Source organism: Mycobacteroides abscessus ATCC 19977 (assembly GCF_000069185.1).
GTDB lineage: Bacteria > Actinomycetota > Actinomycetes > Mycobacteriales > Mycobacteriaceae > Mycobacterium > Mycobacterium abscessus.
In genome coordinates this window covers 4,160,962-4,175,703 of record NC_010397.1, presented here as the reverse complement: position 1 = coordinate 4,175,703, position 14,742 = coordinate 4,160,962, and the positions used below count along the sequence as shown (strand labels likewise).

The window sequence follows — 14,742 nt, the reverse complement described above, 5'->3', positions numbered from 1 at the left end:
TGGTCTTGCCGTTCAACCGGTTTCGCATCAATTTTTTGCATAGAGCCTGAAGGGCCGGGTACGACGATCGCGTCGTACCCGGCCCTTCAGGTCTGTCTGGCAGGTCTTAGTACTTGTGGCAGCTGCGCACCATCTGCTGGAACACCGGGATGACGTACTCGATGCCCTGATTTCCCTTGACTTGGTTGATCATGCTCACGCGCTTGTCCTTTGGCGAGCTGAGGAACTCTCGCATGAACTGCTGGTTGGGCGGCGACGCGTCGAAGTACTCTGCGGCCATTGGGTTCTCCGCGTGTAGGGCGGCGTTCGCCTGCTCGTACGTACAGGTGCTGTTGACCATCTCGTCCGTAACGGGGTCTGCGGATGCTAGGCCCGCCCCCGCGCTCAACGCCATGGTGATACCGCCCACGGCCGCGATGGTTTTCGTCAGTGACAGTTTGTTCATGTTCTCAATTGCCTCCTCGTACCGACCACATCAACTTTACGTATTCAGCCGTACTCAAGGCCTGGGTTGTTTCCCAGGCCCACATCTCTTTATACGTCTGACACTCCGTAGTGTTACCGCCAACCGGAATATCGGGCTATTTCCGCTGCAAGAGCTGAAGTAGGTAACTTCCATACCCAGATTTGAGTAGCTTTTGGGCACGGGCGGCAAGTTGATCGTCATTGATGAAACCGGCACGCCACGCAATTTCTTCCGGAACGCCAATTTTCAGACCTTGACGGCGTTCGATGGTGCGGACGTAATCGCTCGCATCCAGTAGCGAATCGAACGTTCCGGTGTCCAGCCAAGCGGTCCCGCGCGGCAGGACTTCGACCGAGAGCCGACCTTGATCCAGGTAGATCTGGTTGATCTCCGTTATTTCGTATTCACCGCGTGCCGACTTCTGAAGCGACCGGGCGATCTCGATGACATCGTTGTCGTAGAAGTACAGCCCCGGTACGGCGTAATGAGATTTCGGTGTCGCGGGCTTCTCCTCCAGGGACAGGGGAACTCCTGCGGCATCGAATTCGACCACGCCGTATGCCGACGGATTGGCTACCCAGTAGGCGAATATTGCCCCACCGTCGATGTTCTCGAACCTGCGCAGGCTCGTGCCCAGGCCGGGCCCGTAGAACACGTTGTCCCCCAACGCGAGCATCGCGGTGTCGGTGCCAATGTGTTGCGCCCCGATGACGAAAGCCTGTGCCAGCCCCTCTGGCTGGGGTTGCACGGCATAACTCAGATTGATCCCGAACGCTGAACCGTCGCCGAGTAGGCGCTCAAAAGCCGGGGCATCGGCGGGTGTGGTGATTACCAGGATGTCGCGCACGCCCGCCATGATCAAGGTGGACAGGGGGTAGTAGACCAGCGGTTTGTCGTAGACCGGCAGTAACTGCTTACTGACGCCTGTCGTTATCGGGTGTAGGCGAGTGCCTGAGCCGCCTGCGAGAATGATGCCGCGCAACGTGTGCTCCTACTCGATGACAAATGCGAGTCCGGTTGCGGTGGCGACTTTTTCTGACATGCCCCGCGCAACTCCCTAGTCACCCTATCGCGTACGAAGCTGGAATGCCGACGGAATCGGTGCCCGGCACCGAGCCCCCGAGATGCTTGCGCAGGTATTGGTGATCGGCGCTCGCTGGGCCCGGCTGCAGGGGGCGAGCGCGTCGACGGAGCGTACTGGCGGTCCTGGAACGTGTGTTCGGCCGCATTCTCATTGCCGTCATATTCGAGTTCGTCGTTTATATGCGGCAAGGCAGGTCGATACATTTTTCGGAGCCTTAGCTACTGGCCCGCGGTGGAATTGGAGACGGGTGTATGCCTATTGCATTGAGGCTATCCGAGGCGGGCGAAATCGGTAATAATGGCCGAGAATATTGACGTCCATTCTGTGGCACATTCAGATATCGGGGAGGTCTATACCGTCATGAAATTTGCCATGGCAAGTTATGGCACTCGCGGCGATATCGAACCTGCCGTTGCTGTTGGGCGAGAGTTGCAGCGCCGGGGTCATGAAGTGCGCATGGCCGTCCCTCCCGACTTGATCGGTTTTGCCGGCTCGGTCGGGCTGTCCGCGGTGCCCTACGGAATCCACGTGGGCCCGCAGCTCGATGAGTACCGCGACTTGTGGACGTCGTGGACCCGCCACTTCTGGCGGCTGCAGGACTTGGTGGCACTGTGTCGGCAGGCGCTGAAGCTGGTGACCGAACAATGGTCGGAAATGAGTGAAACCCTGGTGTCGGTGGCAGAGGGAGCCGACCTGCTGTCCACGAGTGTGGGCTATGAGGAGCCGGCAGCCAATGTTGCTGAGTTCTATGGGATCCCGTTGGTCGCACTACACACGATGCCGTGGCGTCCCAATGGTCAGCTTTTCCCGGTGCTACCGCCGATGCTGACCCGGACGGGGATGACCGCCTACGACTGGCTGACCTGGCGGGTCACCAAGGGGGCCGAAGATGCCCAACGACGACATCTCGGATTGCCACAGGCGACCAGCCCGTCGCCGCAGCGTATAGGTCAGCGCAATTCGCTGGAAATTCAGGCCTACGACGCCGTGTGCTTCCGGGGGCTGGCCGAAGAGTGGGCGAAATACGGAGGCCGACGGCCTTTCGTGGGTGCTCTCACCATGGAGCTGACGACCTCGGCTGATGACGAGGTGATGTCGTGGATAGCCTCGGGGCCCCCGCCGATCTGCTTTGCCTCGGGGAGCATCCCCGTTGAATCTCCGGCCGAGACAGTCGAGATGATCGGTTCAGCGTGCGCAGAATTGGGAGAGCGCGCGTTGGTATGTGCCGGGGCGACCGACTTCAGCGGCGTCCAAACCTCGCCACACGTCAAACTGGTCGGAGTGGTGAACTACGCGGCGGTCTTTCCGGTGAGTCGCGCGATCGTTCATCACGGCGGATCGGGCACCACGGCGGCCAGTCTGCGTGCAGGAGTGCCCACGCTGATTCTGTGGACCGTTGGTGATCAGCCGTTCTGGGGGAACCAGCTAAGGCGTATGGGAGTGGGTGCCTCCCGGCGGTTTTCGACCACAACCCGCGACTCTCTGGTCTCGGACCTACGCACGATTCTCACCCCGGAATGTGCGGCCCGGGCGCGCGCGATCGCCCCTCATATGTCGAAGCCGCACGATAGCGTCAGCAAGGCAGCCGACCTGCTGGAGGCAAAGGCTTCCCACCCATAGGCCTGGATGGCTACCCGCGGCAGAGTGTGAGAGACCAACCCCGCGTAGCGGAACCACCATCGATACCATTCACCCGGAACGCATTACCGGTGCGTGCCGGTCACCTAACAGCTCTGAAAGAACGGGAGGCTCGGCTTGTCAAAGACCAGTGCGTCGAAATCTGTGCTCATCTCAGGTGGCGCGGGATTCATTGGATCCGCGCTGTCCAACCGCCTCATCCAGGCGGGGTACGACGTGGCGGTAATGGACGTCCTACACCCACAGGTCCACGCCAGGGGGCGGGCGATCGACCTGCCGGCGTCGGTGCGCTTGTTCACCGGCGATGTCACCCACGCACCGGACTGGGATGCTGTGTTGCGCTTGTTTGAGCCGTCCCAGGTCGTCCACCTGGCCGCGGAGACGGGCACAGCACAGTCGCTTTCGGAGGCGACCCGCCACGGCTCCGTCAATGTAGTAGGTACAACTCAACTTCTGGATGCCCTCAGCCGTTCGGCACTCGTACCGGACCAGTTGGTCCTCGCATCGTCACGAGCCGTTTATGGCGAAGGCGCGTGGCAGTCCGGCGCGGAGGTCTTTTACCCGCGGCCGCGCAGCCACGCGCAGCTGCTTGCCGGTGAATGGGATCCACAAGGCCCGGCGGGCGCATCCGCGACGCCGCTTTCCAGTTGTGCTGATCGCACGGAACCCAGACCGACCAACATCTACGCGGGTACAAAACTTGCGCAGGAACACCTCTTGGCGTCCTGGGCCGCAGCGCACGACACCAATCTGAGTGTCTTGCGGCTGCAGAATGTGTATGGTCCCGGGCAATCGCTCACCAATTCATACACCGGAATTGTCACCCTGTTCGCGCGGTTGGCACGTGAGAAACAAGCCTTGGAGGTTTACGAAGACGGGCGGATAGTCCGCGATTTCGTATTCATCGATGACGTTGTCGATGCGCTGTTCGCCGCGGTGCACACACCTGCCACCGAGCGCCGCACCCTGGATATCGGTTCGGGCACCGCGACCACGATCCACGAGTTGGCGCGCAAGGTGGCCGATATCTGCGCGGCGCCGGAACCCGTCGTTGTCGGGAAGTTTCGCGATGGGGACGTGCGCGCGGCGAGCTGCGATATCGCGCCGGCAGTCGAGGGCCTCGGGTGGAGTCCGAAGTGGACACTGGAAGACGGCCTACATGCGCTGCTCGAATGGATCGACAAAGACTGCCCGAATCGTTTTTGAGCAAGCCGGTACCTCGGCATCGATCGATAACCGCGGGCATCCTATGATTGCTGTGAATCCTGGGCTGCGGCAATGTTTTTCCAACCTGACGCAGAAATGCCGGAAAGCGTGATCAGTCCCTGCGATGGCGATACGATGACGCTCCCAGCGAAGAGTGGCGGAGGCGCATGAAGCTCGGTTCTGTATTCGATTCACGAAACAACGCGCTGAACGCATGTCGGCTCGCTTTGGCGACTGAGGTGATCCTATTTCACTCGTTTCCTCTCACCGGGCGGGTAGTGGAGTCGAAAGCGATCCTTCAGTTGCTCTTCTCGGTGGGAGTCGACGGATTCTTTGCCCTGTCAGGATTTCTGATCACTGCGAGTTGGCTTCGCAATCCCGATGTGCGTGAGTATTTCGTAGCGCGAGCTCTTCGTATCCTGCCGGGTTACTACATCGTCCTGGCGATAACAGCGTTTGTCGTGGCACCGCTGAGCGTGGCGATCCAGGGCGGCTCCGCGGCGAGGCTGCTGTTCTCCAGCGCACCCGTCGAGTACGTGTTGAAGAACAGTGCCTTGGTGCAACTCCAGTTGGACGTGGGCGGTACGCCGCACGATATCCCGTACCCGGGAATCTGGAACGCGTCTTTGTGGTCACTCGTTTTTGAGGTGATGTGCTATATCGCGGTGGCCGGTCTGGGTTTGCTCGGCCTGGCCAGTCGCCGCTGGACCGCACCCGTGATACTGATTCTGGCGACAATTGCGGCGATCATGCTGCCGCCGCTGACATTCCCGGGCCTCTGGACCATCCCACAGCTGGCGGTGCGTAGCGCGATAATGTTCTCCGCCGGTGCGCTGTTGTATCAGTGGCGCGATCGCATACCGGCCCGCTGGTCATTAGTGGCGGTGAGTGTCGTGATCGTGCTGTTTTCGGGCATGTTGCCCGACTATCGAGTGCTCGGGGCGTTGCCACTGGCCTATGCCGTGGTGGTCTCGGGTGTGCTGATCAAGAACAAGCGCATGAATATTCATACTGATCTGTCCTACGGTGTCTACATTTACGCCTCGCCCACTCAGCAGCTCCTGGCCGTCGCGGGTCTGTACGCCTTGAATCCGTTTGTATTCTTTGGTGTTTCAGCAGTAGCAACGCTCATACCCGCGGCATTCAGCTGGTTTCTGATCGAGAAACGCGCGCTGGCTTTGAAGTCTCGGCTTAAACGGAAGCGCGCCACCTCGGCCGGTACTCTCGGTGTGGAGCCGGCGGTCGCGGATAGCGTGGCGCTGCGGGAACGGGCACTGTCGCCGCATGAGGACAGTTAGCTTGGCGATAGCACCGGGAACGTGTCGGTAGGCTGATGTGTATGGCGCTTCGGAAGTCTCGGAACGAATCGCGTTCTTCGAACCGTAAAGAACCGCAAAGGGTTCCGTGAGTATGCCGCTTTTTCGGCTAACCCTCCAGCCTAAGCCGCCGTTTATCGCACGGCGCTATCGCTACGCGGGCCGTCGTCGTATGCTCGATGCCCTCGGGCCGGACTTAGCAGGGAAAGTCTTGATGTCCGCTGACGACACTCCGGCCATGGATACTCCGATAGGCCGGATCTTCGAGGGCGCCGAGAAGGTGCACAAGTTGCGTCATTACCTGCCCATTTATCAGCATGCCCTCGCGCGGACCGAGCGGATGCTGGAGATCGGGGTGGACCGGGGTGGCTCGCTGCAAATGTGGCGAGAGTATTTGCCGGACGCGACCATCGTGGGTCTGGATATCAATCCCGAGTCCGCGCGGCACGATGATCCCGAGCATCGCGTCCACGTGCGTATCGGTGACCAGACCGATGTTCGATTCCTCGGGGCGGTGGTCGACGAGTTGGGCCCGTTCGACACGATTCTCGATGACGGCGGGCACACCCCAAAGCAGATGATCGGCTCGTTCAGATACCTGTTTCCGCGGCTACGGCCCGGCGGGGTCTACATCGTCGAGGATGTGTGCGCCAACTACTGGACGATCTATCGCGATCAGCGTGAATCGTTCATCGACTTCACGAAGTGGCTGATGGACGCGATGCATGCCCACTATCTGGAGATGAACTCTGTGTACCAGATCATGGAGGGTCATCCCAGGAGGCTTGAGGGAGTTCAGGTGCCCCTCGCGACCACCATCATCGACCGGATCGAGGTGTTCGACTCGGTGGTCGTGATTCACCGGGCGGAGAAGCCCAAGAGCCTGCCCCGTGCGGTGTTCCGATGAGCCTGAATATTAATGAAGGACCGTGGAAACTTCGCCCGCGTGAGCCGGAAATATCTGGCGACATCGGTTCATAAGATTTTTTGACAGATTCCACCGAAAATGCAGTCCCCACAACGGAGTAGCCGAGCTCGAAACGTGTCGACGGAGTCGTGCGGGCGGCTATTCTTACCGCTGGGACGGGACACCAGCATTTCGAGATAGGGGCAGTTCTTGACCGTGACCGATTACGACACTCGATCCGCTTATCTGGACCTGCTTCGGCAGGACCTCACCAGATACGGAGTTGATGAACTTGTGCCAGTGGGTTGGAACTGGCTGCATCGTCCCTTTTTCAAATTTGGCGACTACGTGCTCGTGCGCAAGCGCGCGTTCGATGCGCACAAGCGTGACTTGGGACTGGACTGGCCGGCAGATGCACTGACGATGATCGGAATGCAGCGACTTACCAGCCTGCAGCAGTGCGTCGAGACGGTACTTGCCGATGACGTGCCGGGAGACCTGGTCGAATGTGGCGTCTGGCGTGGTGGTGCGTCCATCCTGATGCGTGCGGTCCTGGCCGCGTACGGGGATACGACACGAAGCGTCTGGCTCTGCGACTCGTTCGAGGGCGTGCCACCTCCGGACACTGCCAATTACAAGGCGGACAAGGGAGACCGGCTACATCTCGCGGCGCCCATCCTGGCGGTGACCGAAAAGAATGTCCGGGCGAATTTCGAGCGCTATGGGTTGTTGGATCAGCAGGTCCGTTTTGTGCCGGGCTGGTTCAAAGACACGCTGCATGACGCCCCGATTGAACAAATCGCGGTATTGCGGCTCGACGGGGACCTCTATGAGTCGACAATCCAGGCGCTTGACGGGCTCTACGCGCGTTTGTCCCCGGGAGGTTTTTGCATCATCGACGATTACCACGCGCTTGACTCATGCAAACAGGCCGTCACGGATTATCGGGCAAAGCATGGGATAACTGCTGAGATCATGGAAATTGACGGTACAGGGGTGTTTTGGCGTAAGGAATGACGTCGGACTCACTCCACTGAACCGCGATACCCGAAAGGCGTTGGAAGCGATGAAATTTGTGCTGGCGAGTTACGGAACGCGGGGCGATATCGAGCCCTCTGTCGTCGTGGCTCGTGAACTACAGCGCAGGGGACACGACGTCGTCATGGCGGTGCCGCCCGACCTGATCAGCTTTACGGAGTCGGCCGGGCTGGAGACGGTTTCCTACGGGTTGGACACCAAGACGTGGCTGGACGTGTATCGCAATTTCTGGACGTTCTTCTTTCACACTTTCTGGAAGGTGCGGGAGATTCGAACGATGTGGCGTCAGATGTGGGAGCTTAGTGATGAGTGCTGGGCGCAGATGAACACCACGCTGATGTCTGCGGCGCAGGGGGCCGATGTACTGTTCGCCGGGCAGAGTTACCAGGAGCCGGCCGCAAATGTCGCTGAGTACCATGACATTCCATTGGTCACGCTGCACCATATTCCGATGCGTCCCAACGGCCAGCTGGTCACAATCCTGCCCTCCCGTCTGGGCCGCGCGGCGATGAGAGCCTTCGATTGGGTGTCCTGGCGGCTGAACAAGAAGGTGGAGGATGCCCAGCGGCGCGAGCTTCGCTTGCCGAAAGCTTCGAGTCCCTCGCCGCAGCGGATCGCCGAGCGTCGCTCGCTTGAGATTCAGGGGTATGACTCGGTCTGTTTCCCGGGTCTGGCTACCGAATGGGCGAAGTGGAATGGACTGCGGCCATTCGTGGGCTCGCTGACCATGGCGATGACACAGGAAGCCGATGAGGAGGTCGCATCGTGGATCGCCGGGGGAACGCCACCGATCTTTTTTGGTTTCGGCAGCATGCCGGTTGAATCGCCTTCCGCCGCATTGGAAATGATCGGTTCGGCGTGTGCCGAGCTCGGCGAGCGTGCGCTTATCGGTGCCGGGTGGAGCGACTTTGGCGGCGCGCAGCTCCCCGAACACGTCAAGGTCGTGGGCGCGGTGAACTATGCGACTGTTTTTCCCGCGTGCCGGGCAGTCGTGCACCACGGGGGGTCGGGCACCACCGCGGCCAGTCTGCGGGCTGGAGTTCCCACGTTGATCTTGTCGATGGACGCCAATCAAACGCTGTGGGGTGGTCAGGTCAAGAAGTTGAAAGTAGGCACTACTCGCCGCTTTTCGACGACCACCCGCGAGTCGCTGGTAGCCGACTTGCGACGAATCCTGGCGTCGGACTATGCCGATCGGGCCCGGGAGCTCGCGGCCGGTATGACCAAACCCGGTGAAAGTGCTGTCGCTGCCGCGGATGCCATGGAGCGGTTCGCGCAGGCGAGGTGTTCGGCATGACCAAGGCGGGTGCGACCGGGCAGGCTAAGGGTTTGACACTCGGCCAGGTCTTCGACCCGCGAAACAACGCGCTGAACGCATGGCGGCTCGCGCTGGCGGTGAGCGTCATTTTCTGGCATTCGTGGCCACTCACCGGTCGAACCATCACGTACCGTCCGTTCGAGCAGCTCATCGAACAAGTGGGAGTGGACGGCTTTTTCGCCGTCTCGGGATTTCTTATCACTGCGAGTTGGCTACGGAAACCGAAGCTTCGGGACTTTGCGATCGCTCGCGGGTTGCGCATTTTTCCCGGGTTATGGGTGTGTCTGGCGATCATCGCGTTCGTTATCGCCCCCACCAGTGTCCTCATCCAGGGCGGCTCGGTCTCGGATCTGTTCGCCTCACACAAGCCGATCGAATATGTCATCAACAACGGCCTGCTCAACGTGTACTACGCGGGCGTCGACGGCACGCCGCGCGGTGTCCCCTGGCCGGGGGTTTGGAACGGCTCGATCTGGACGCTCGTATTCGAGATGATCTGTTACATCGCGGTGGCAGTGCTGGGCGTCGCCGGCCTACTGAAGCGCCGATGGGTTGTCCCGGCAGCATTCGTGTTCTTTCTCGCTGCGACGGCCTATCTCTCCTACCCAGTCTTTGCGGCGACGTCGATCCCGCAGATGGTGGCCAGATTTGCCGTGATGTTCGCGGCGGGCGCTCTGCTAAATCAGTACAAAGATATTCTGCCGGCGCGCTGGTCGCTTGTCGCGCTCAGCGTTGCCATCGTGTTGGTATCCGGTCTGCTTGAGAACTATCGAGATGTGGCCGCGTTGCCCCTGGCTTATGCGGTCATCGTCTCGGGCTCGCTTATCCACAAACCGCGGCTAAATCTACGTAACGATCTGTCATACGGTACGTACATCTACGCCTATCCCATACAGCAGCTGTTGGTCGTCTCGGGTCTGGCCAGTCTGAATCTGTTGCTGTTCTTTGTCATTGCGACAGTTGCCACCGTACCGCTGGCGGCTTTCAGTTGGTTTGTCGTGGAAAAACGCGCTATCGCACTGAAGTCCCGGCTTACCCGGAAGCAGGCAGTCACGGTGGCCGAGCGGCCACCGATTCCTCTTGATCGCGATGCTGCGTGATCGTAGGACGTACATCGATCAGCTTGTGAGCCATAGCGATTCGATCAAGCTGAATTGGTTCGTGGCGAGCCTTTCTCACCAGTTTACCGACGACGGATGCTATCGTTTCCGCTGTGGCAGATGAGCTATCGCTCCGTACCCGTATCCAGCTGTGGGCGGTCCGCAAGGAGTATTGGCTTGCGCGCACACTTCTCCCTAAAGTCTATTCGAACGATGCACTGATTTGTTTCAACAGTCATGCGTTCCTTGATGATCCCGACTTCCAGCGTGCGTATGAACGCGGCGTTCGCGCGCTGGGTGGCACGGACTGGTACCAGTGGCACTGGCGGGTACATGTGGGGCTGTGGGCGGCGGCCAGCGCCAACAAGGTGAAGGGTGATTTCGTCGAGTGCGGGGTCAGCTACGGATTCTTGAGCAGCGCCATCATGGAGTACCTCGATTGGGATCGGTTGGGCAAGACGTTCTATCTGCTCGACACTTTCGCCGGTCTCGATCCACGCTTCGTCAGCGCCGGTGAGCGTAATGCCGGCGCGCTCGAAAAGAGCGACAAACTCGTGAAAAACGGCATGTATGTCAGCTCGGTGGACAGCGTCAAGGCGAATTTCGCGCAGTGGAAGAATCAGCGTGTCATCGTCGGGGCCGTACCCGAGACGCTTGCTGAAGTCGACACCGATGCGGTGGCATTTCTACATATCGACATGAACTGTGCTCCACCGGAAGTGGAGACTCTGCGGTATTTTTGGCCACGATTGTCGCCGGGGGCGTTCGTGCTCCTGGACGACTACGCAAACCGTGGCCGCGATGAGCAGCGCATCGCCATGGACGACGTGGCTCGCGAGTTGGGCGTGTCCGTGGTTGCCTTGCCCACCGGGCAAGGTCTGATCATCAAGCCGCCTCAATAGCGGGGCAATCCTCACACCGCTTTTCGGCCGGCGGTGCTCTCGAAGAGATCGGCGGCCTTGGTGACACTATCCGTCGGGGAGGTCATCTGAGCGGAGACTGCGCGGGCCGCAACCGCATATTCTGGAAGAAGGACCCGGCGTAGGTCGGCCGCCAGTGTATTGCGATCGGTGGCGGAGAATCGTCTGGCAGCACCTACCTTGAGTCGGCTAAGTTGATTTCCCCAGTACGGCTGATCGGCTGAGCTCCAGAGGATCAGGGTCGGCACACCCGCTCGCAGGCTGGCCGCGGTGGTTCCCGAACCGCCGTGGTGGACGACGGCTCGGCTAGCCGCGAAGACCGCCGCGTAATTGACGGCCCCGACCACTTTGACATGGTCGGGAATGGTGATCTCGCTGAAATCGGTACCGCCGGCGCAGATCAACCCGCGCTCGCCCAGCTCCGCGCATGCGGAGCTGATCATTTCGACTGTGTCGGAGGGAGATTCGAGTGGAATGCTGCCTGTAGCGAAGCAGATCGGTGGTTTCCCCGCGGCGAGCCAAGCAGCAACGTCCTGGTCGGCTCCGGTTGTCAGCCCCATCGTGAGTGCACCGACAAACGGTCGGCTATCGCCCCATTTCGCCCACTCCATCGCCAACCCAGGTACGGAAACAGCGTCATAGGCCTGGATTTCCACCGCGCCTCGGCGGGCGGTGCGGAATGCCGAGGGGCGGGTTGCCCTCGGGAGGCCAAGGACCTCCCGCTGCGCGTCATCGGCGTCCTTCGTCGCGCGCCACAACAGCCATTCGGAGAGCAACCCACCGGATCGGACGAGCCGAGCCGGCAGCATCGGTAACAGTTGCCCATTGGGCCGCATCGGAAAGTGGTGCAGCATGATCAGCGGAATGTCGAAGTACTCGGCTACGTTGCCTGCGGACTGTTCGAAGTTCAGCCCGGTGGACAACAAATCCGCGTCTTCGGCCAGCGATAGCAGCGTGGTGCTGGTGTCCGGCCAGTATCGGGCAATCGGTGCCCAGAGTTCACGCAAAGCACCGATGGGATTGCGCATCAATCGAGTCCAGAAGGTGCGGAGGAATTCGTCCTGCAGAAAGTCGTGCAATTTCGGCCCGTACGGCACGGCGGCCAGGCCTGCTGATTCCGCGAAGCCGATGAGTTCGGGCGGCACAGCAATGCTTACGTCGTGTCCGCGACGTGACAGCTCGCATCCCACGCTGACGGATGGTTCGACATCGCCGCGGGTTCCGTAGCATGCCAGCGCAAACTTCATACTGTCCCTGGCCCTTCAGTGTTTGTCGCGGGTTGTCGCGGGTTGTCGCGTCGGTGAACCCGAACGGTTGCCATTATCTCTGGTTCTTCAACTGTCGCAAGGCAGTTCAGGGTTTGATAACACTGTCCTGGACTCAAACCTCTGACATACTTCGTCGATGGTACGGAGTCGTCCAGTGCAGAGGTCGCGAGACTGGGTCATGTTCAAGTTGAACGCGGTGTTCACGCAGCGGGTTCAGAAATTCATCTATCGGCATGCCACGCGTAAGCTTGAAACCGAGGACGTCGTGTTCCTCAATTATGGGTACGAAGAGGAACCCGCGATGGGTGTCCCGCTGTCGGCGTCCGATGAGCCTGACCGTTATTCCATCCAGCTCTATCACAGCACCGCCACCCAGGCGGACCTAGGCGGTCAGCGGGTGTTGGAGGTCGGTTGTGGTCACGGGGGTGGTGCCTCGTACTTGGTGCGCGCCCTGCAGCCTGCCTCCTATACGGGCCTGGACTTGAACCCGGACGGGATCAGCTTCTGCCGCAGGCGACACGATCTACCGGGCCTGGAGTTCGTTCAGGGAGATGCCGAGGACCTGCCGTTTCCCGACGAGTCCTTTGACGCGGTGATCAATGTTGAGTCGTCGCATCTGTATCCCCATTTCCCTGTGTTCCTGACCGAGGTGGCTCGGGTGCTACGACCAGGCGGGAATTTCCTTTATACAGATGCGCGCAGCGTTCAGGACGTTGCGGGCTGGAAGGTAGCGCTCGCGAACGCGCCATTGCGCATGGTGTCGGAGCGCGGAATCAACGCCGAAGTACGGCGCGGGATGGAGAAGAACTTGGCACGGTGGCGATATGTCATCGACCGTGCCACGCCTGCTCCACTTCGTGGCATAGTCCGTCGCTTCGCGCCTGCTCAGCGCGCCTATGACGATCTGCGTGCCGGAGGGTCCGTCGAATACCGGATGTACCGCTTTGTCAAGGCCTAGACGATGCGGCAGATTCCTCTTCCGGCAAGGAGTTTCATGCGCCGGGCATCGGCCGGATAGGTATAGTTGAGTGATGAACGTCGTCGAGTCGATAGAACGCGGTCTGGACTGGCTGGCGACACCCCGACAGTTACCGGGACGTCTGGAGATGGAGACTCGGCGGGGGAGACGTCTGGAGCTGGAGGTAGTTTCCGTCGCGATCCGGCTGCCCATTTTGTCGGGTGCTGTGGTGCGGCTCCCGGTCTTTGTCATGCTGATGCCGGCCGGTTCGTCTCCCATCAGCGGGACGGACGTCACCGCTGAGCAGCCGGTCGACTAACCGGTTTTCGTAACGCTGCGCCACGTATTTCGCATTCGGCTGCGATGGCCGTTCAATGGTCTGTTCTCAAGGTACCCGTTGAGGGCGGGCTGAAAGTCCTCATGCGGATGCTTTGGAGCCTCGCTCCGCACACTTCGAGCGATGCGCGGCAACGCGGCTGTGTACTCGCTGTACACCACGTAATGGGCACCGATATAGATCGTGTCGGTGATGCCCGGCGGGTTATTGGGCGAAACGCGCATAACAATGTTTTTCGCGTAATTCGTTGTGTCGCCCAAGGTGAGGGCGCGGGGGTCTAACGACCCTGGATATCTGGGGTATTTCTTATAGATGAGAACTTAATTCGTAGCAGTTTGTCACCACATTTACTTCTCGATACCGCAGTGTCCTCGGGCCCTGTTGCTAGCATCGCGTGTGCAGTGCCGATTCAGGCTTGAATCCTAATTCAGGTCGTCCTGAGTTCATTCTGTACGCACCCACTCGTAATATTCGCCGTCTGTCGCGCAATGAATCAACCGGGGGTGAGCACGTATGTGAACTCGTAAAACTTGTGAACGCAGCGATGTCGGCTACTTCTTCAAGCTACTTGACAAAGATTCCCAGCAAGATCCAATATTGGGTAACAACCGTCACCAGTTCTAGTTGAGTACTTTGCTGTGGCACTTGGCGGTGGAGTGAAATTTGGTTGCTCTCGGGTATCGCAAAAAGCTCGACTCACGCAGCGGGCCTGGACTTGGTATACTCATGTGTGCGCTTGTCGCAACAGATCGGAATCGCAGTAACCATACTTGATCTGCGTAAACACGTCAACGGTGATGTTCTGGCTAATTAGTTGCAGCAGCGAATGGGAATGTGTCAAAGTTACGAAGATTAGAACTTTGTGAAACCCCGTACAACGCTCTAAATTCAGCCGTATGTTTGCGATGTCCACCGAAGCAACCTGGAGAAAGCGTGAGCATCAATCCATTCGATGATGACAAGGGAAGCTTTTTCGTCTTGGTCAACGACGAGGAGCAGCACAGCCTATGGCCGGCTTTTGCCGACGTGCCTGACGGCTGGCGCGTTGTATTCGGTGAAGCGGACCGTGCAGCCTGCCTGGAGTACATCGAACAAAACTGGACCGATATCCGGCCGAAGAGCCTGCGTGAGAGATTGGCGCAAGGTGGGGGTCTTGGGCGCTGAACCTTCGGAGAGGGGGTAGGCG

15 protein-coding genes are annotated in these 14,742 nt (G+C 59.8%); 11 read left to right on the top strand and 4 right to left on the bottom strand.

Annotated elements, in window-relative coordinates; translation table 11 throughout:
• Positions 1–106 precede the first annotated feature (106 nt).
• The gene (locus MAB_RS20855) at positions 107–445 is read right to left on the bottom strand and encodes a hemophore-related protein (protein WP_005077966.1); all 339 of its coding nucleotides are present in this window, start codon (positions 443–445) and stop codon (positions 107–109) included.
• 136 nt (positions 446–581) lie between these two features.
• Positions 582–1,448 (bottom strand): glucose-1-phosphate thymidylyltransferase RfbA, encoded by an 867-nt coding sequence (gene rfbA, locus MAB_RS20850; RefSeq protein WP_005062166.1) that lies wholly within the window; start codon positions 1,446–1,448, stop codon positions 582–584.
• 462 nt (positions 1,449–1,910) lie between these two features.
• Between rfbA and MAB_RS20845 the strand changes: the two genes are divergently transcribed.
• From MAB_RS20845 to MAB_RS20810, 8 genes are all read left to right on the top strand, one after another.
• Positions 1,911–3,170, top strand: coding sequence for a glycosyltransferase (locus MAB_RS20845; RefSeq protein ID WP_005094865.1), 1,260 nt, complete (start codon positions 1,911–1,913; stop codon positions 3,168–3,170).
• A gap of 162 nt (positions 3,171–3,332) precedes the next feature.
• Positions 3,333–4,394, top strand: coding sequence for an NAD-dependent epimerase/dehydratase family protein (locus tag MAB_RS20840; RefSeq protein WP_005085923.1), 1,062 nt, complete (start codon positions 3,333–3,335; stop codon positions 4,392–4,394).
• Positions 4,395–4,561: 167 nt separating this feature from the next.
• A complete protein-coding gene (locus MAB_RS20835) occupies positions 4,562–5,692 on the top strand; it encodes an acyltransferase family protein (RefSeq protein WP_005112211.1) in 1,131 nt (376 codons plus the stop codon).
• A gap of 190 nt (positions 5,693–5,882) precedes the next feature.
• Positions 5,883–6,617, top strand: coding sequence for a class I SAM-dependent methyltransferase (locus tag MAB_RS20830; protein ID WP_017206146.1), 735 nt, complete (start codon positions 5,883–5,885; stop codon positions 6,615–6,617).
• Positions 6,618–6,833: 216 nt separating this feature from the next.
• Positions 6,834–7,634 (top strand): TylF/MycF family methyltransferase, encoded by an 801-nt coding sequence (locus MAB_RS20825; RefSeq protein WP_005062157.1) that lies wholly within the window; start codon positions 6,834–6,836, stop codon positions 7,632–7,634.
• 49 nt (positions 7,635–7,683) lie between these two features.
• Positions 7,684–8,952, top strand: a complete 1,269-nt coding sequence (locus tag MAB_RS20820) for a glycosyltransferase (RefSeq protein ID WP_005085927.1) — start codon at positions 7,684–7,686, stop codon at positions 8,950–8,952.
• Complete coding sequence (locus MAB_RS20815; protein ID WP_005112210.1) at positions 8,949–10,073, top strand: acyltransferase family protein; 1,125 nt, start codon at positions 8,949–8,951, stop codon at positions 10,071–10,073. Before MAB_RS20820 ends, MAB_RS20815 begins: the two co-directional genes overlap by 4 nt.
• 113 nt (positions 10,074–10,186) lie before the next feature.
• Positions 10,187–10,975, top strand: coding sequence for a TylF/MycF/NovP-related O-methyltransferase (locus MAB_RS20810; protein WP_005062154.1), 789 nt, complete (start codon positions 10,187–10,189; stop codon positions 10,973–10,975).
• Positions 10,976–10,986: 11 nt separating this feature from the next.
• Here the strand turns inward: MAB_RS20810 and MAB_RS20805 are convergent, their stop codons facing one another.
• A complete protein-coding gene (locus MAB_RS20805) occupies positions 10,987–12,240 on the bottom strand; it encodes a glycosyltransferase (RefSeq protein ID WP_005085930.1) in 1,254 nt (417 codons plus the stop codon).
• A 199-nt stretch (positions 12,241–12,439) separates the two neighbouring features.
• Between MAB_RS20805 and mtf2 the strand changes: the two genes are divergently transcribed.
• Positions 12,440–13,219: a fatty-acid O-methyltransferase Mtf2 gene (gene mtf2, locus MAB_RS20800; RefSeq protein WP_005085931.1), complete on the top strand. Its 780-nt coding sequence runs from the start codon at positions 12,440–12,442 to the stop codon at positions 13,217–13,219.
• 73 nt (positions 13,220–13,292) lie between these two features.
• Positions 13,293–13,538 carry a hypothetical protein gene (locus MAB_RS20795; RefSeq protein WP_005062146.1) on the top strand — a complete coding sequence of 82 codons (246 nt, stop codon included), beginning with the start codon at positions 13,293–13,295 and terminating at the stop codon, positions 13,536–13,538.
• Here MAB_RS20795 and MAB_RS20790 read toward each other — a convergent pair.
• Positions 13,535–13,780 carry a hypothetical protein gene (locus tag MAB_RS20790; protein ID WP_005112209.1) on the bottom strand — a complete coding sequence of 82 codons (246 nt, stop codon included), beginning with the start codon at positions 13,778–13,780 and terminating at the stop codon, positions 13,535–13,537. The two genes, MAB_RS20795 and MAB_RS20790, sit on opposite strands and share 4 nt — an antisense overlap.
• A 709-nt stretch (positions 13,781–14,489) precedes the next feature.
• On the opposite strand from MAB_RS20790, the gene MAB_RS20785 reads away from it, so the two are divergent.
• Entirely contained in the window at positions 14,490–14,720 is a 231-nt protein-coding gene (locus tag MAB_RS20785; RefSeq protein ID WP_005062145.1) for an MbtH family protein, read from the top strand.
• Positions 14,721–14,742: the final 22 nt, after the last annotated feature.

Coding starts and splice junctions, on each gene's coding strand:
- MAB_RS20815 (WP_005112210.1), top strand. CDS start 8,949: ATGACCAAGGCGGGTGCGACCGGGCAGGCTAAGGGTTTGACACTCGGC.
- MAB_RS20790 (WP_005112209.1), bottom strand. CDS start 13,780: ATGCGCGTTTCGCCCAATAACCCGCCGGGCATCACCGACACGATCTAT.
- MAB_RS20830 (WP_017206146.1), top strand. CDS start 5,883: ATGCTCGATGCCCTCGGGCCGGACTTAGCAGGGAAAGTCTTGATGTCC.
- MAB_RS20795 (WP_005062146.1), top strand. CDS start 13,293: ATGAACGTCGTCGAGTCGATAGAACGCGGTCTGGACTGGCTGGCGACA.
- MAB_RS20835 (WP_005112211.1), top strand. CDS start 4,562: ATGAAGCTCGGTTCTGTATTCGATTCACGAAACAACGCGCTGAACGCA.
- MAB_RS20805 (WP_005085930.1), bottom strand. CDS start 12,240: ATGAAGTTTGCGCTGGCATGCTACGGAACCCGCGGCGATGTCGAACCA.
- MAB_RS20855 (WP_005077966.1), bottom strand. CDS start 445: ATGAACAAACTGTCACTGACGAAAACCATCGCGGCCGTGGGCGGTATC.
- MAB_RS20845 (WP_005094865.1), top strand. CDS start 1,911: ATGAAATTTGCCATGGCAAGTTATGGCACTCGCGGCGATATCGAACCT.
- mtf2 (WP_005085931.1), top strand. CDS start 12,440: ATGTTCAAGTTGAACGCGGTGTTCACGCAGCGGGTTCAGAAATTCATC.
- MAB_RS20820 (WP_005085927.1), top strand. CDS start 7,684: ATGAAATTTGTGCTGGCGAGTTACGGAACGCGGGGCGATATCGAGCCC.